Annotated in this window: 15 protein-coding genes; 8 read left to right on the top strand and 7 right to left on the bottom strand. The window is 51.8% G+C overall.

Translation table 11 applies throughout. The annotated features are described in order from the left end of the window. Nucleotide 1: 1 nt before the first annotated feature. From J2I46_RS11925 to J2I46_RS11915, 3 genes are all read right to left on the bottom strand, one after another. Nucleotides 2–922 carry an alpha/beta hydrolase gene (locus tag J2I46_RS11925; RefSeq protein WP_207329265.1) on the bottom strand — a complete coding sequence of 307 codons (921 nt, stop codon included), beginning with the start codon at nucleotides 920–922 and terminating at the stop codon, nucleotides 2–4. Nucleotides 923–990: 68 nt separating this feature from the next. Beyond that, nucleotides 991–1,533, bottom strand: a complete 543-nt coding sequence (locus tag J2I46_RS11920; protein WP_229379727.1) for an LOG family protein — start codon at nucleotides 1,531–1,533, stop codon at nucleotides 991–993. Nucleotides 1,534–1,538: 5 nt separating this feature from the next. Then, complete coding sequence (locus tag J2I46_RS11915) at nucleotides 1,539–2,336, bottom strand: phytanoyl-CoA dioxygenase family protein (RefSeq protein ID WP_207329263.1); 798 nt, start codon at nucleotides 2,334–2,336, stop codon at nucleotides 1,539–1,541. Nucleotides 2,337–2,586: 250 nt separating this feature from the next. On the opposite strand from J2I46_RS11915, the gene J2I46_RS11910 reads away from it, so the two are divergent. Next, complete coding sequence (locus tag J2I46_RS11910; RefSeq protein ID WP_207329262.1) at nucleotides 2,587–3,438, top strand: helix-turn-helix domain-containing protein; 852 nt, start codon at nucleotides 2,587–2,589, stop codon at nucleotides 3,436–3,438. A 233-nt stretch (nucleotides 3,439–3,671) separates the two neighbouring features. On the opposite strand, the gene gmd is transcribed toward J2I46_RS11910, so the two are convergent. Together gmd and J2I46_RS11900 are read right to left on the bottom strand one after the other, a co-directional pair. Further along, nucleotides 3,672–4,784: a GDP-mannose 4,6-dehydratase gene (gmd, locus tag J2I46_RS11905; protein WP_207329261.1), complete on the bottom strand. Its 1,113-nt coding sequence runs from the start codon at nucleotides 4,782–4,784 to the stop codon at nucleotides 3,672–3,674. Nucleotides 4,785–4,865: 81 nt separating this feature from the next. After that, nucleotides 4,866–5,450, bottom strand: coding sequence for an SPOR domain-containing protein (locus J2I46_RS11900; protein WP_229379726.1), 585 nt, complete (start codon nucleotides 5,448–5,450; stop codon nucleotides 4,866–4,868). 85 nt (nucleotides 5,451–5,535) lie between these two features. On the opposite strand from J2I46_RS11900, the gene murB reads away from it, so the two are divergent. Both murB and J2I46_RS11890 read left to right on the top strand, forming a co-directional pair. Beyond that, nucleotides 5,536–6,561 (top strand): UDP-N-acetylmuramate dehydrogenase, encoded by a 1,026-nt coding sequence (gene murB / locus J2I46_RS11895; protein ID WP_207329260.1) that lies wholly within the window; start codon nucleotides 5,536–5,538, stop codon nucleotides 6,559–6,561. Nucleotides 6,562–6,663: 102 nt separating this feature from the next. Further along, on the top strand, nucleotides 6,664–7,749 hold the full coding sequence (locus J2I46_RS11890) for an NAD(P)-dependent alcohol dehydrogenase (RefSeq protein ID WP_207329259.1): 1,086 nt from the start codon (nucleotides 6,664–6,666) through the stop codon (nucleotides 7,747–7,749). Nucleotides 7,750–7,803: 54 nt separating this feature from the next. Here J2I46_RS11890 and J2I46_RS11885 read toward each other — a convergent pair whose 3' ends face one another. Further along, the gene (locus tag J2I46_RS11885) at nucleotides 7,804–8,715 is read right to left on the bottom strand and encodes an ROK family protein (protein WP_207329258.1); all 912 of its coding nucleotides are present in this window, start codon (nucleotides 8,713–8,715) and stop codon (nucleotides 7,804–7,806) included. A gap of 233 nt (nucleotides 8,716–8,948) precedes the next feature. Between J2I46_RS11885 and J2I46_RS11880 the strand changes: the two genes are divergently transcribed. Next, on the top strand, nucleotides 8,949–9,290 hold the full coding sequence (locus tag J2I46_RS11880) for a PadR family transcriptional regulator (RefSeq protein WP_207329257.1): 342 nt from the start codon (nucleotides 8,949–8,951) through the stop codon (nucleotides 9,288–9,290). Nucleotides 9,291–9,292: 2 nt separating this feature from the next. Next, a complete protein-coding gene (locus tag J2I46_RS11875) occupies nucleotides 9,293–9,937 on the top strand; it encodes a hypothetical protein (RefSeq protein WP_207329256.1) in 645 nt (214 codons plus the stop codon). Nucleotides 9,938–10,073: 136 nt separating this feature from the next. Here J2I46_RS11875 and J2I46_RS11870 read toward each other — a convergent pair whose 3' ends face one another. Next, nucleotides 10,074–11,078 (bottom strand): T9SS type A sorting domain-containing protein, encoded by a 1,005-nt coding sequence (locus J2I46_RS11870; protein WP_207329255.1) that lies wholly within the window; start codon nucleotides 11,076–11,078, stop codon nucleotides 10,074–10,076. Nucleotides 11,079–11,234: 156 nt separating this feature from the next. Here J2I46_RS11870 and J2I46_RS11865 point away from each other — a divergent pair, with 156 nt between their 5' ends. From J2I46_RS11865 to hemB, 3 genes are all read left to right on the top strand, one after another. Next, on the top strand, nucleotides 11,235–13,214 hold the full coding sequence (locus tag J2I46_RS11865; protein WP_207329254.1) for a sensor histidine kinase: 1,980 nt from the start codon (nucleotides 11,235–11,237) through the stop codon (nucleotides 13,212–13,214). 92 nt (nucleotides 13,215–13,306) lie between these two features. After that, nucleotides 13,307–13,993 carry a response regulator transcription factor gene (locus J2I46_RS11860; RefSeq protein WP_207329253.1) on the top strand — a complete coding sequence of 229 codons (687 nt, stop codon included), beginning with the start codon at nucleotides 13,307–13,309 and terminating at the stop codon, nucleotides 13,991–13,993. A 13-nt stretch (nucleotides 13,994–14,006) separates the two neighbouring features. Further along, complete coding sequence (gene hemB / locus J2I46_RS11855; protein ID WP_207329252.1) at nucleotides 14,007–14,981, top strand: porphobilinogen synthase; 975 nt, start codon at nucleotides 14,007–14,009, stop codon at nucleotides 14,979–14,981. Nucleotides 14,982–15,062: the final 81 nt, after the last annotated feature.

Below are 15,062 nucleotides of genomic sequence, written 5' to 3'. Positions count from 1 at the left end.
GCTATTTTGTCAATAGAAAGTCAAGAGGAACGATCAGTCGTTTGCGCCACGATTTTTCGCTGTGGTCGTTGCCGGGAAAAAACCGCGTTACCCAGCTAGCAGCCGTGTAGCCCTTTCCGGCCATGACCATATCTACTTTCTGTTGGAGGGGCGGATAAAGGGCATCGAGCGTCTGGTCGCCGTAATCGAAATAGATTTTGTGGCTATCAGGGTCGGGTAGCTTCGCACTCAGGTATCGGGTAAAGGCGGCGGGAATGGGGTTGTTTTCCATCGAAAAAATACCCGGCCAATGGGTAGACAGGCAGGCCGCACCGCCGAAAACCGCCGGATATTCACAGATAGCGTACATGGAGATAAGGCCCCCCATGCTGCTACCGGCCACCAACGTGTGCGCCCTGTCGGTGTAAACGGCATACTGGCGGTCGATAAACGGTTTCAGTTCCGTTACCAAAAAGCTCAGGTATGCATCGGAGTTTGGCTGGAAGGCCTCGGTTGCCCGGCCAGCCGTTTTGAGCTGCCTACTAACAAACGCTTTTTGCTCGTCGGTCAGCAATTCAAAAGCCTTCTGCGGAAAATAATCAGCGTGGCGATGCTGGCCGGCATTCCAGATACCCACCACGATAAAATCCTGCACCTGATGCGCCGCCATTAGTTTGGTGGCCACGTCGTCAACATCCCAGCTCTGATGGTTCCAGGTAGTGGCCGAATCAAACAACATCTGACCGTCGTGCATATACAGCACCGCGTACTTTTTATTAACGCTATAACCTGCAGGAAGCCAGACATCTATATTCCGGGCTTCAACAAACTTCGACGGAAAATTGGCGTGCCGGACCAACGTACCTGAAGCAACAATTGGCAGTTGCCCAAAACTATATACAATGCTCAATAGCCATAGGCCACTAATGAGGATGCTTTTCATGAGGCATATCGGACAGTAATTTCAACCGGGCCTTATCTGTTTGTGGCAAAATGAATAGACGTTTCGTCTCAGTCGTCGGCGTTTTGAATACCAGCTAAAACGGCTTCGGGTTCGTCAACGAATGTCCACATCTGCCGGTCTTTTTCGTGCGTGAACTTCTCCGTAATACACCGGTCGAGCCTCTGCTTCAGCGGATCATGAAAACCGTTGGTATTCAGGATGATGATCGGCTTTGTAAACTGACCCAGTCGCTTCAGCGTAATGGCTTCCAGTAACTCCTCGAGGGTGCCGCTACCACCCGGCAGCGTTACAAGGCCATCTATATCGGCCAGAAAGCGGGCTTCCCGTTCATGCATGGTATCGGTAAACTCGAAGTCGGCAACCTGTTTATGGGCCCATTCTACCTCATTCATAAACTTGGGCATAATGCCTTTTATATGGCCACCATCGGCAAGCACCGTATCGGCCAGTTTGCCCATCAGGCCTATGCCGCCACCGCCAAACACTATAGATACACCAGCTGCAACAAATAGCTTTGCCAGCCTCTCTGTAGCATCGAAATAGACGCGATCGACCTGCGCGCTCGACGCACAGTATACACAGATATTCATACCCATCAGTACATGACCGGGTTCAGCTCGGTATTGATCACCTCGCCTACGGTGGCACCAGGACACCAGGTGTGCCAGTCGTTTTCCTGATTTTTATTGATAGGCTGCTGCAGCACCATGTCTTTATCCATGTAGATCACGGTCATCACCTTCCGTACGTGGTCGGTTATGTTGGCCCCGGCGCGGTGAAACACCCAGCCCGAATGGAAACTTACTTCGCCCAGATCAAACGGCTCGATAACGTGCTCGAAATCGGTAACACGCAGTTTCTCGGCAATCAGTTTTTCGCTGGCATCACCAATGCTCAGTTCGCGCCCTTCCACAATCTGATGGCTACCCGCGCTGAATTCGAGCGGGCCCATATCCAGCGGAACGGGTTGCAGCGGAATCCAGGCCGTAATGGTTTTATCGCTACTGAGTGGCCAGTAATACTGATCGGCATGCCAGGGCGTGATGCCGCCGCCACCCTCTTTAAACAGGGCCTGATCGTGGTACATCCGCACGCCGTCGACCTGCATCAGATCGGCGGCGATTTTAGCGAGCCGTTTACTGAACACGAATTCTTTCACGGCCTCATTTTCTCGCCAGAGATTAAAGAGTTGCAAAAACGCTTTGCCGTAGGTATCGCGCTCATCGAGGGCGGTCGTGACGGTGTTCATTTTCTCGACCTGCCTGCTGATGACCGCATTGTACTGGGCCAGGGTATCGGCGTCGAATACATTTTTGAGTTTAATGAACCGATTTTTCTGGTAAAACTCAATCTCTTCGGGAGCTAATACGTAGGGGGTATCTAACGATTTCATGGGGTTTAATGGCTTAGAAGAGCTAAGTAACAATGGCAACGTACCTGGAATTACCTCCACAAAATTGTCCCGAAAAAAGGACCTTTTGTTCTACGCATTTATGCCAGAATTGTTCCGATATTATCATTAAATACCAGACTACCCCATTAAACCGGTAATATATCAGTAGTCGACAGCTTATATCTTTGTTTGCCACACGGCCAACACACAGGGAAGCCGGGCTCATTTACGCTCTTACCTTACGCATTTTATGAAGCCAGAACTGGAAGTAGGCATCACCAATCTGCCCATTGCTTCGTTTAAAGCCTTTCGGCGGCAACAACCGGCTTTCGAGTCGCACTGGCACTACCATCCTGAACTGGAGCTAGTGTACTTTGCCAAAGGAAAAGGTGTGCGGTTTATTGGCGACGATATTTCGCTATATGCCGAAGGAGATCTGTTTCTGATCGGTGAAAACGTACCGCATACGTTTGTCAGTTACGATGATGAGGCTACGCCGCTGGTAGAAGCATTTTGTATCCAGTTCCCTAAAAGCATCTTCGATTCCTTTGCAGAGTGTAATCCGCTCACCAGCTTCTTTCAGGAAGCCAAACGTGGCTTCACATTTCCGCAGCCACACGAAATGATCATTAAGAAGATAAGAGACGTGATTTATCACACGGGTACGTCTGCCCTGGTCAGCCTTATCGAGTTACTCGATGTTCTCCGCAACGTACCTGAGCCAAGGCTTATACTCCCGCCCGACTACCAGCGCCAGGCTGTACTGCTCGATGCATCGGCCCGCATCCGAACGGCCGTCGATTACATCAACGAGCACTATCAGCGGCCCATTTCGCTGCAGGAGATGGCACATATATGTCATTTTTCGCCCAATGCATTCTGCCGCTGGTTTAAACAGCACATGCGCCTGACGTTCATCGATTATCTGAACAAGGTCCGGCTGACCCACGTTTGTCAGCTGTTGGCATCTACTGATCTGGCTATCAATCAGATTGCTATCCAGACCGGTTTCGACAACATTAGTACCCTGAACCGCTTATTTCAGGCTAAACTCAATACCTCACCGGGCAAATACCGTGCTCATACAGTAAACGTCAAATAAGCCGAATCAGCCCCCATTCGGCTACACAGCGGCTATCTGTGGAAAATAACAGGGTAACTGACACCGTATAAGCCTGTCAGATTGTTACCAGCGAAAAACTTATCCGGATCATCGGTGGTGCCAGACGTATTGATCAAGATGAGACTACCCTGCGTAACCAACCGTCTAATTGGCACAAAAAAAGCTTCTCCTTAACTGGAGAAGCTTTTTTTACAGTGAATCCTTCAGGTATTCTATTCGTAATAATTCAACACCTGATGGCCGCTCTTAGCCAGGAGCTTATCGCGCTGGAAGAGGGTGATATCAGCCTGCATCATGTCTTTAACAAGGCCGGCCAAATCATATTTTGGAGTCCAGTTCAGTTTGGTCATTGCCTTGGTTGGGTCACCCAACAGCAGGTCAACTTCAGTTGGACGGAAATAACGAGGGTCGATCGTCATTACTTCTTTCCCAATTTCAACCGGGAACTCCGGGTTGCTGGCACTTACTACGTACGCTTTCTCGTCAATGCCTTCGCCACGGAATTCCAGTTCAACACCGATTTCCTGGAAAGCCATTTTAATAAAATCACGTACGGTTGTAGTTACGCCTGTGGCGATAACGAAGTCTTCCGGCGTATCCTGTTGCAGAATCAGGTACATAGCCTCGACATAGTCTTTGGCATGACCCCAGTCGCGCAGTGAGTCAATATTACCCATAAACACTTTGTCTTGCAGACCCAGACCAATCCGGGCAACGGCGCGGGTGATCTTACGCGTTACGAACGTTTCGCCACGCAGCGGCGATTCGTGGTTGAACAGGATCCCGTTGCAGGCAAACATGTTGTAGGCTTCGCGGTAGTTAACCGTGATCCAGTAGCCATATAGCTTAGCAACCGCATAAGGTGACCGCGGGTAAAACGGAGTATCTTCAGACTGAGCGTGTCCCTGCACACCGCCATACAGTTCAGACGTTGAGGCCTGATAGATGCGTGTTTTTTCGGTCAGACCCAACAGACGTACCGCTTCCAGAATACGAAGCGTACCGATACCGTCGACCTGAGCAGTATATTCTGGCTCATCGAAACTAACCCGAACATGCGACATGGCACCGAGATTATAAATCTCGTCGGGCTGAATTTCCTGAATGATCCGAATAATGTTCGTTGAGTCTGACAGATCACCGTAGTGGAGTTTGAACCGAACATGCGTCTCGTGCGGATCTTCGTACATATGATCGATCCTCTGTGTATTGAAGAGCGAACTCCGGCGTTTGATGCCGTGCACTTCATACCCTTTCTCGAGCAGCAATTCGGCCAAATAAGCTCCATCCTGCCCCGTTATGCCGGTAATCAACGCTTTTTTCATGCGATTGTAATTATTCTAAGAATTTGTAAAATTTCGTGTATCAGCCTGTAAATTTACGTTAGAGCGGTCATTCTCTTGCACTTATTTTATCAACAGGCCCCGGCGAACGTCTACTTTATCGGGTTGGAGCTGCGCAGAGGTGAATGCAGCCTTCAATTTAGTAAAATATCGCTCGGCATCCATTTTCTTCATAAAGTCGCCAACCTTCAGACGGTACGTAGGCTGCTGGTAACTCATATAGGCACTTAATTCAGGAAAAAGCTGATACAACTGTAGCTTGGCAGCGTCTGCTGCTGCCCGCTCATTACCCACATATACCTGCACCCGATACCCGGGCGCATAACGTACCCGACGATTCTGAACGGCAATGGTATCCAGAATAGCATCGAGGCGTTTATTCACGTGCAAAGCTTCAGCAGGCACTACCTGGCCAGTCCGTTTTGGTGCATCAACAACGCGGCCGGGCGGTAGGGGCACCGGAGCAGAAGGGGCTGTTTTTGCCGTTGGCGGCGTATATACCGGACGGGCGGCCGACAGGTCTTCCGAATATTCGTTGTAGCTACCAGTTGTTGTTCGGGCAACGGTTGTTGCCGGCGTACGCGCACAGGACCAGGCTACCAGAATGGTGCTGCCAAAAACAATCCATTTTCCAATTAAGCGCATCATAGTTGGTGGGTAAAGAGATAAGCCGCCTCCCAAGGGTCTTGCTGGCTACAAAACTACTACTTTTGGGGTGATCATTTTGCTACCTATGCTGACTGTACAACGTGGCGTATCGCTACGACCCTATACCACCTTCGGCATTGAGGCCCAGGCTACCTATTTCGCCAATATTGCCTCAGAGACCGACCTGAACACCCTCTTTCAACTCAACGAATTCAATGAACTGCCCAAACTGATTTTGGGTGGTGGCAGTAATCTGCTCCTGACCCAGAACTTTCCGGGCCTGGCTATTCGCCTCAATATCGGTGGCATCGACGTAATTCGCGAAGACGATCAGCATAGCTACGTACAGGCTGGTGCCGGGGTGATCTGGCACGACCTGGTCATGTACTGCGTCGAGCATAACTTGGCCGGCATGGAAAACCTGTCGCTGATTCCCGGTACGGTAGGGGCAGCTCCCATGCAGAATATCGGTGCCTACGGCGTGGAGATTGAGCAAATTTTCGACCACCTGGAAGCCATCCACGTTGGCACCGGCGAGAAACATCGGTTTGAGCATGCCGATTGCCAGTTTGGGTATCGGGAAAGTGTGTTCAAGCACGAGTTGAAAGGCCAGTACATCATCACGTCGGTAACGTTTCGGCTCAATAAGACGCCAATTTTCCATACCCGCTATGGGGCCATCAGCGAGACGCTTGCCAATATGGGTATCACCGATGAAACAATGAGCATTAGGGCCATTAGCGACGCCGTTATTCAGATCAGGCGCAGCAAACTTCCCGACCCTGCTCAGATTGGCAACGCGGGCAGTTTTTTCAAGAACCCTGAAATACCTGCCGCCCAGTTTGAGCAGCTAAAGGCAACGTACCCAGCGTTACCCGGCTACCCAACCGGCACCGATATGGTGAAAGTGCCCGCTGGCTGGCTCATTGAACAAGCAGGCTGGAAGGGATACCGAACAGGCGACGCAGGCGTTCACACCAAACAAGCCCTGGTGCTGGTCAACTACGGCCGGGCCACTGGCCAAGAAATACTCGCCCTCGCCTACCAGGTACAAGCATCTGTGCTGGCTAAATTCGGAATCACCATAAGCCCCGAGGTCAATATCCTGTAGGGGAAACTCCAGGCCAACTCCCACCGCCCCTACCTAATCTACTAAAACAATCGACTAATACCTCTGTTTGCTGAGCGTATACTAACCATTTTGCTCAACAACATGGATTTATCAAAAACCAAAGCATTCGGGACCTCTCGTTCCCTGATCAATTCATTCAATGCGCTGTCGGAAATGGAGATCGAGCGCCAGGCACCGAAAGCCGACGAAGTACTCATCGAAATTCTGTACTGCGGCGTTTGCCATTCCGATCTGCACCAGATCAAAAACGACTGGGGCAACACACTTTGGCCTTGTGTACCCGGCCACGAAATCGTCGGTAAAGTGGTCCAGGCGGGGTCGGCCGTCACAAAATTCAAGGAGGGTGACACCGTAGGCGTCGGCTGCCTGATCGATTCGTGTGGCCATTGCGACTCCTGCCACGAAGGGCTGGAGCAGTATTGCGAAGGGCCGGTTAGCTCAACGGCTACCTACAACGGCTATCAGAAGCCCGATGGCAGTGGCTACAATACCTTCGGCGGGTATTCGACACACATCACTGTTAAAGAATCATTCGTACTATCGATTCCCGACTCGCTGGATAGTAAGCGGGCAGCGCCGATTCTGTGTGCGGGTATCACTACCTATTCGCCCCTTCGCCACTGGAACGTGCAACCCGGCCAATCAGTGGCTGTAGTTGGCATTGGCGGTCTGGGGCATATGGCTATAAAACTGGCCAAAGCAATGGGTGCGACGGTGACAGCCATCACTCGCCTGGAAGAAAAGCGGGCCGATGCTAAAGCACTTGGTGCAGACGCCGTTCTGGTCTCTGCCGACGATAAGGCCATGACCGCAGCCGAACTTTCCTTCGACCTGATTCTGGCTACCGTTCCTGATTCGTTCGATATCAACCCGTACATCAACCTGCTTAAGCGCGACGGCAAGCTGATTATTGTCGGGGTAATTGGGCCATTTAAAGAGCCAACCAACAACATGCAGGTGCTCTTTCACCGCCGTTCGGTGGCCGGTTCATTGATTGGTGGCATTAAAGAAACCCAGGAAGTACTCGACTTCTGCGCCGAACACAACATCATGCCCGACGTTCAGATGATTCGGATGCAGGACATCAATGACGCTTTCGACAAGATGGAAAAAGAAGAAGTCCGCTTCAGGTACGTGATCGATATGCAGTCGTTAAAGAACAACTAGTTGGTTCAAGTATATGGGCGGCCCTCGCCGAATCAGCGAGGGGCCGCCTATACATTAGAAACACAATGACGCCGCTCCCAGGAGGCCTGCATCGTTACCGAGCGTGGCTTTAGTGACGGTCAGGCCTTCCTTGTAATAGGGGGTGAGCCAGTATTCCAGTTCTTTCTGAACGGCAGGCATGATGTATTCGAATGATGCCGATAAACCACCACCGATCAGGATTTGCTTGATATCGAGAATCCGGACCAGCGACACAAGTGCCTCACCCAGCATCTCGCCTACTTCTGCCCAGACAGCCAGCGCCAGGGCATCACCTTCGGCAGCGGCCGCTACCAGACCAGTAGTTGAAATGCTTCCATCGGCAGGCAATGTAGTTTGGCCTTTAAAGGCGGCGCGACGGGCAACGGCTAGTTCGAGCAGTTCTTTCTTGCCGATGTTGCGCTCCAGCACCTTGCCATTGCGCGACGGCACGTGGCCCGGTTCCATAGCGTTGCCATCGCCACCAACAAATACTTTTTTATTAATAATTGCCGCACCACCTACACCGGTGCCCAGTGTGATGAAAATATAATTCTCATCATTCATGTCTTCCACAAAATAAAATTCACCGAGCGCAGCGGCATTGGCGTCATTTTCCAGGAAAAACTCCACGTCAGGAAAACGTTTGTTCAGGATGTCGACCATCGGAACGCCGTTCAATTCGGGGATGGCCGTGATTTCGAGCGGCGTGGTTCGCTCGCGGTTGATCATGCCGGGCAGGCCAATACCTACCTTTTTCACTTCCTTGTTGGCATACAGTTCAACGGCAATGGCGTCGGCAAACTGATCCATAAAGTGGCCCGACTGCCTCCAGCTATCGGTGTCGTGGCTGTAGAAGTTGGAGATTTTACCCGTTTTAGCGTCAACCACGCCCATTTTAACGTTCGTGCCGCCCACGTCGATACCCAAATACTGCGCTGAACTCATGCTATATGTGAAGAATTAAAAAATGGAAAATCAGGGCCCCACCCCCGGCCCCTCCCCTTAAAACAAGGGGAGGGGAGATGCTCTACCCAAAAAATGTGCGGAGCATTTATTCCCCTCTCCTTATTTTAAGGGGAGGGGCTAGGGGTGGGGTTATTCTGCGAAGTTAAGGAAGGGCTAAATTTTTCAATACCTAAGAAACTATAGTATGTAATGAAATTGTATATTTAACCCCTATGACAAACGCCACGCAACATGTACTAAAAGGAAGCCTTTCGGTGATTATCCTCAAATTGCTGGAAGACCGTGGGCGCATGTATGGTTATGAGATCACCCAGCAAGTAAAGGCCATCACGGCAGGTGAACTGGTATTGACGGAAGGGGCCCTTTACCCGTCGCTCCACAAGCTGGAAGCCGAGGGTCTGCTCACCGCCGAAACCGAGGTAGTTGACGGGCGGGCACGGAAATATTATTCGTTAACCAAAACCGGCCATCAGCAGACCGTGAGCCGGGTATCAGAACTCCGCTCATTCATGGAGAGCCTAAACACGATCCTGAACCTGAAACCAGCTATCTGACGATGACAGCCACGCAGGAGTCTTACCTAAATCACTTTCTGGGTACGTACGAAAAACAAGTTAGTAAGCCTGTCCTGGACGAGGTACGTGACCATTACCGGATGGCAATCACCACCGCTATGACAAACGGTAGTTCGTTTGATGAAGCGTTAACCAATACGCATGAATCTTTTGGCGGAGAGCATGGGGTGCTTTCCCTAGAATGGCCTTTTCAAAAGAGTCTGGTTATTCGCCGTCGAGATGATATAGAGCATGCATTAAGACGCTATACATGGGGCAAAAAGCTACCAATCACCATCGGCATCTTCCTGGTAATATGGTGGAATAATGATACTGGATCATCTTTAGTATCTCATTTAGGAGGCCCTGGTCTTTTTGGCTTTCTGCTACACGTAACTTCCTACTATACAGAAGGCATGAGTAAGCGAGCGAACCGATTGGCGTTCTTCCTAATCGTAGCAGCTATGATGGCCTACGTTTTAGGTGTCCATACAACTAACAAGTCCGTGCATGGATCGGGGAATTTGTATTTAATTGCCGGTTGGTCTGCGGTACAAACTTTGTTGGTTCTCATCATCCTGATCAATTTCAAACAGAAACCATCGCCTTATCTAAAGCGAAAAGAGGATGTCTACGGCTCTATTTGACTAGATTTTACCTGCAAATGCAAACCCCCGGCAACGTACCTAAGACGTTGCCGGGGGTTTGCATTTGCAGGTACGTTGCTGTGATACGGTAGCGTGGCTTAGCAGCGCAACAGAGAACGAAGGACAGAAGACTTTTCTATTTCGTTGACGCTTCGTCTTTTTTCAGTACGACGCGGCGAACGGCACCGTCTTCGTTTTGGGTAACCGTTACGAAGAACACGCCTTCGGCTTTGCGGCCCAGATCAACCTGACCAACGAATTCGCCGGTGAAGTCTTTCAACTCACGCCGCGCCACTTCTTTGCCTTTAGGATTGGTTACCACAATAACCGCATCGCCTTTGCCGGGGGCAGTAAAGCGCACATTCAGCATGAACTTATCGGGGTTGCTCGGGTACGCTTCCAGACCACGGATGGTCGACGCCTGCGTGCCTCCACTGCTCCGCGACCATGTTTCGAACGGCATCGACAGGCGCTCATCGAGCCCGCGAAGGCCCTGCATGCGCGACAGGCGATCGGCCAATGGGGCAAACTCGCGCTGCATGCTATAGCCAAACTCCTTCATGTTCTGCGTCAGCGAATCGAGACGACGACGATCGAACCGGAATACACGGGCACGACGGCCACCCAGGGAATCATCGTCGAAGGTGAAGCTACCCTCAATCTCAAAATCGTTGCTACCAGCGCGGGCATTGGGCGGCATGGGTGTACCAGGCGTACGGGGAGTTCTGGGAACCGTGGCTGCACGGGGCGCACGAGGAAGGGTGTAGACGCGAGCGGGCGCATCAGGCGTTATGAATACATCGCCGACAACATCCTGGCCACTACGGTTGTTAAAGCGAATGCGATCGGTGCCGCGTTCATCTTCAATGGTCACCGAGATCTGGCTGTCTTTACCGTTCCGGGTAGCCCGCAATGAATCGATGAGTTTGTTGACGAGCGCGTCGCGCTTGGCATCAGTCATGCCTTCAGTGCGGTAGGTACGTTCAATCTCGCGTAGTTCGCTGCCATTCCGGGCGGTTACTTTCAGCCGCATTTGCCCACTGATCGGAGCTGGCGTCTGCGCCATTGCCGCCACGGTCAGGCCGGTGGTCAGACACGTACCCAGTACGAACTGGCGTAGCGTATTCACTGTTTTTCTCATGGTTAGCGTTGTTTGCAGCGGTTTCTGCCCGAAGGTTAAGCCGCTGGTATGTTGCCTGTTAAAAGTTGTTAAGTCGATAAGCGCATCGGGGTTAGGCGCGTACTTTGTATAGACGAGCCGCTGCGCCACCGCGTTGCACCGATTTCTTTAAATTTAATGTCAACGAAACAGATTCGCTGGATTGTTCTTTCGATGGCCCTGGGGCTGTTGGGTTTAGTAGGGTTTCAACTCTACTGGATCAGCAACGCCCTGCATTTACAAAAAGAACAATTCGACTATAAAGTTACCGATGCCCTCCAGGAGGTCGTTAGCAGCCTTGAACGGCAGGAAACACAGTATCAGGTCCGGCATCGGCTGGCGGCCCAACAACAGCAACAGCAACTAATGGCTATTGGCAAGGGCCATAACCTGGCCGTAGCCAGCCAGCCAGCAAAGCATACCCGGATGCCAGGCCAACAGCCAACCCACCGCCGGCAGCAGGCGCCTCAGACCTCAACAATGCATCAGTTGGAAGAAGGCATCCCGGGTACGGTTACCATTCAGATGGATGCCCTCCAGCCAATTCAGCGCTCGCTGACGCCGGAGCAACTCCGAACGGTGGATGAATTTTACAAACAACAGGATGAACTTATTGCGGCAGGTGATCTGGAAGCGCAACTTATTCAGCAAGAACGTTTTGGCCGCTGGATCGATCAGGTACTTCAGAGTCACATCAACGAAGTGCTCCGTTCGTCGTCGGGTCTGGTGGTACCCGACTCCGTGTCGTTGTCTACACCCAGATCGCGCCAGCAACGTACCTACACCCCTTCGGCCAGCCCTTTGAGAGCCAGCAAAGCGCGGCAGAAACGGCCTGATTATGCGGCGGCCAGAACAGCCGCTGTGCCATTACAGACGAACCTCAGCAATCGGCCAGGGAGCGGCACTTCCGTTACCGACCAGTCGGAAACGATTAAAGACATTTTCCGGGGTGTGCTGATGTCAGACCGGCCACTAACCGAGCGTGTCAACCGGTTTATGCTGGATACGCTGCTTCGCGAGGCCCTGAGTGAGCGGGGTATTAACATCCCGTTCGATTATGCCGTGCGAAGTCAGCAACAGGGTGGGCTGCTGTTTACGTCTACTGGCCTAACACTGGGGAACATGCCTGTTTCGAGCCGGGCCACGCTTCAACAACAGTTCGAGGAGTCGACGTACAAGGCCGCGTTGTTTCCCAATAATATCCTGGAAACGGGCAACTACGTTTACCTGTTCTTCCCCGATCAGCGCGCTTTCATCCTCAGCCGAATGACCGCCACGCTGGCGGGATCGGCCATACTGATTCTGGTAATCATGGGTTGTTTCTACGTGGCCATCACGACGATTCTCCGGCAGAAAAAAATGGCCGACATCAAGAACGACTTCATCAATAACATGACCCACGAGTTCAAAACGCCCATTTCGACTATCGGACTGGCCGTTGAGATGGCGCGCGATCAGCTATCAACCAGCAATGCGCCGGTGCTGGTCGGCGGGGGTGGGTCATCTACGACGACAAACGGATTGACCGATCGCCTGTCCAGATACGTTAGTATCATTCGCGACGAAAATCAGCGGCTGGGGTCGCACGTGGAAAAAGTGCTGCAAATGGCGTTGCTGGACAAAGGCGAAGTAAAACTGGCCCTGACGCCCGTGAATGTGCATGACGTGATCGAGAAAGTACTGAACACCATGAGCCTGTCGATCGAGCAGCGGCAAGGTGAGCTGGACATGGATTTCGACGCAACGAACGAGACTGTGCTCGCCGACGAAGTACACCTGACCAACATGCTCTACAACCTCATCGACAACGCCATTAAGTATTCGCCCGATCACGTTGCCATTCGCATTCGCACAACCAATACAACACTGCCCAATGGTAAAGCTGCCGTAGATATTGCCGTAGCCGATGAAGGGCTGGGCATGACAAAAGAACAGCTGAACCGTATTTTCGAAACATTTTATCGTGTTCCAACGGGGAATCGCCACGACGTCAAGGGCTTCGGCCTGGGCCTGAGTTACGTTAAGAAAATGGCGGAAGAACATCAGGGCCAGATCACCGTGACCAGCACCCCCGGCAAAGGCAGTGAATTTCAACTTGTTATACCAAATGTGAGTTAAGAATTAGGAGTTAACAGTTGCGCTGATAAATCACTAGCGGGTACTAGAGCAACGCAACTATTAACTCGTAATTCTTAACTCTTAACTCTCCTATGCCTTCTATCCTACTCGTTGAAGACGATCCGAATCTTGGCCAGCTCACGCAGGAATATCTGACGTTGAAAGGCTACTCCACCGACCGCGCTACCGACGGTAATGCTGGGTTGCAGCAATTCATGACCGGGCAATATGACCTCTGTATTCTGGACGTGATGATGCCGAAGAAAGATGGCTTCACGCTTGCCAAAGAGATCCGAATGAACGGGCGCGACGTACCGATCATCTTCCTGACGGCGAAGTCGATGCAGGAAGATACCATTCAGGGACTGCGCCTCGGGGCCGACGATTACATCACCAAACCCTTCAATATGGAGGAACTGTTGCTCAGGATTCAGGCTATTCTGCGGCGATATCAGGGAGCCGACACACAGCCCGAAACAACGACCTATCAGATCGGCATGTTCCGTTTCGATTACCCGCATCAGTTGCTTCTCAGGCACAACGAAACCACCGGCCAACGCCTGACCAGCAAAGAATCTGAGCTGCTTAAGTTGCTGGCGCAGAACCTGAACCAGCCACTGGGGCGCAGTTTTGCCTTGAAAGTAGTATGGGGAGATGACTCCTATTTCAATGCCCGCAGCATGGACGTATACATCACAAAGCTCCGCAAATACCTCAAGGATGACCCATCCGTACAGCTCGTAAATGTGCACGGCGAAGGATTTAAATTGGTAGCGTAAGAGTTTACTAGCTATGAATATAATCCGTCGTCCCCGCCGCAATCGTCAGTCGGCAGCTATTCGCGACATGGTGCAGGAAACCCGTCTGCACGCGTCTGATTTCATTTTTCCGGTGTTCATCCTCGAAGGCCGGCAGGTACGTTCCGAGGTGAGTTCGATGCCCGGCATTTACCGCTATTCGCAGGATTTACTGCTCGACGAAATTGGCCGCTGCCTTGATCTGGGTATCACCACCTTCGATTTGTTCCCGAATCTACCGGAGTCGAAAAAAGACAAGTATGCTACCGAAAGCCACAACCCCGACGGGCTGTATCTGCAAACGGTGCGCGCCATCAAAGAGAAGTACCCCGAAGCCATGGTCATGACCGACGTGGCCATGGACCCCTACAGTTCAGACGGGCACGATGGCATTGTCGAGAACGGACATATTCTGAACGACGAAACCCTGGAGGTACTTGGCCGTATGGCCGTTGCCCAGGCCCAGGCTGGTGCTGACATTGTTGGTCCTTCCGACATGATGGACGGCCGGGTTGCCTATCTGCGGCAGGCATTAGACAGCGCTGGTTTTCATAACGTGGCCATTATGTCGTACTGCGCCAAGTATGCCTCCGCTTTCTACGGCCCTTTCCGCGACGCGCTGGATTCAGCCCCAAAATTCGGCGATAAGAAAACGTACCAGATGAACCCGGCCAATCGCCGCGAAGCGCTGATTGAAGCCGAACTGGATACGATTGAGGGCGCCGATATGCTGATGGTGAAACCGGCGCTGGCCTATCTGGACATTATTAGCCTGCTACGCCAGAACAGCAATCTGCCCATCGCCGCTTATAATGTCAGCGGTGAATATGCCATGATTAAAGCCGCCGCCCAGAACGGCTGGCTAGATGGTGAACGTGCCATGATGGAATCCTTAATGGCCATCAAACGCGCTGGGGCCGACGTTATTCTTACCTATTTCGCCAAAGAAGCAGCGGCACTGATCAAGTAAAAACAGCGTGGACTTCAGTTGGGGAGCGTTTACTTTTGCAGACGTACCCAGACCAAAGGGTGGGAGCTTACCCTACCCCGA

Origin of the sequence: Fibrella forsythiae (assembly GCF_017353175.1) — a bacterium.
In the GTDB taxonomy this organism is placed as follows: Bacteria; Bacteroidota; Bacteroidia; order Cytophagales; family Spirosomataceae; genus Fibrella; species Fibrella forsythiae.
This window is presented reverse-complemented; position numbering and strand designations above follow the sequence as displayed.